The organism is Oscillochloris sp. ZM17-4 (genome assembly GCF_019599295.1).
In the GTDB taxonomy this organism is placed as follows: domain Bacteria; phylum Chloroflexota; class Chloroflexia; order Chloroflexales; family Chloroflexaceae; genus Oscillochloris.
Map to the genome: position 1 here is coordinate 1 of NZ_JAIEWN010000153.1, position 1741 is coordinate 1741.

At 54.0% G+C, this 1741-nt stretch carries 1 protein-coding gene; it reads left to right on the top strand.

The window, feature by feature from the left end; translation table 11 throughout:
* The coding region (locus K2Z83_RS28315) for a TaqI-like C-terminal specificity domain-containing protein (RefSeq protein ID WP_220598520.1) at positions 1-1741 on the top strand (1741 nt) is incomplete at both ends.

Consider the following 1741-nt stretch of genomic DNA (forward strand, 5'->3'; position numbering starts at 1 on the left):
CCGAAGTCTTCATCGACCTGCATACGCGGGCCTGGAAGCCCGCCGAGCAGATGGGCTTCGATGCGGTGGTGGGGAATCCGCCGTATCTTTCTGGAAGAGATTTAGGTAATCTAGAGCTGAAAAATTATTTCGCCTCCACTTTCGAGTTAGTTACCTACCAAGCAGACCTCTATCAGTTGTTTATGGAAAAAGCCTTATACCTTATTAATCAGAGAGGTATACACAGCTTTATTGTACCTAATACTTGGACTCAAGCTATCTACTCAGAGAAATTACGGCGTGCGATTCTTGAGAAATTCTCACTATTATCTATCACGGATTTCCCGGTTGCTGTTTTTTCTGAAGCATCAGTAGACACTTTGACGTATTCTGTCAAGCCTGTCTATCCTTTGCCTGATTCGGCAGTTAAAGTGTTTGTATTTTCAAGTATTTCATTGCAGTCTCATCATTACCAGGATATTCCTCAGAACTCCTTTTTGACAAATAGCAGTGCCCGCATCGATTTTGCAGCTTCAAATGATATACGGTGTCTTCTTGACAAAATAGCGGTACAAGCTGTTTCTGTTGACACAATTTTTGAGACAGTTCGTGGAATTAACGCATATGATAAAGCTAGAGGACAGACTAAGGCCATAATTGAAAATAGAGTATATCATTCTGAAATGCGTAAAGATGACACTTTTGAGCCTCTTTTGCTTGGTGAAAATATTGCTCGATATGAAAGTTTATGGAGTAAAAAATCTTGGATAAGTTATGGGCCTTGGTTGGCGGCCCCTCGTGAGCGAAGATTTTTTGAATCCAACAAGATACTTGTGCGAAAAATTTTATCAGGTAGTCGGATCGTTGCATATTGTGATGATGATAGATATTTTGTAGATCAACAATTATATATAGGAGTATATAGGAGTGATAGAAGCGTTAGTCTTTATTATGCTTGTGCTGTCATTAACTCTAAAATGATAAGCTTTCACCATGTCAATAAATACAGAGAAAAAGATATTCTATTTCCGCAAATCACTGTCGGCGCGTTTGGTGATTTCCCCATCCGCCGGATCGCCTTCACCACCCCGGCGGCGCAGCGGGCGGCGCTGCTGAGCGAGGCGGTGGCGCTGCACGAGCGGGGGCCGCTCCGGGCCATTGAAATGGCCGCTCCAGAGCCTACGGCTGGCCGACCGCCTGCGCGGTCGGGTGCGGGCGACCGCGCAGGCGGTCGCCCGGCCGCAGGCCCCCAGGAGGCGACTTCAGCCGCCGAAGCGGGGGGGCCAATGGGGGGCTGGCGGGCCTGGCGCGAGCGCTGGGCGGCGCTGTGGGCCTGGGCCGACGCCCGGCTGCCGCAGGGCGCCGACGGCGCGCCGGACACGGCCAACGAGCAGAGCGACGCCGTCCACGACCTGCTGGCCCACCTGGCCGAGCGCATGATCGCCCTGCACAAGCAGAAGCAGGCCGGCGCGGCCGCCTTCACCGGCTGGCTAGAGGAGGAGACCGGCAGCGCCATCGAGGGGTGGACGCTGAAGACGGTGATCAACTCCTTCTGGGAGCAGCCCTGGGAGGAGATCGAGCGGGCCATCCAGAAGAACCGAGGCAAGCTCATGCAGAGCGCCGGGCTGCGCGGCAAGGCCGCCGACGCGGCGCTGCTGCCGCTGCTGCGCGCCGCGCGCGGGCGCTGGGCCACCGCGAGCGCCGATCTGGCCCCGACCCTGGCGGCCATCATCGCCACCGACCGGCTGATCGACCTGATCGT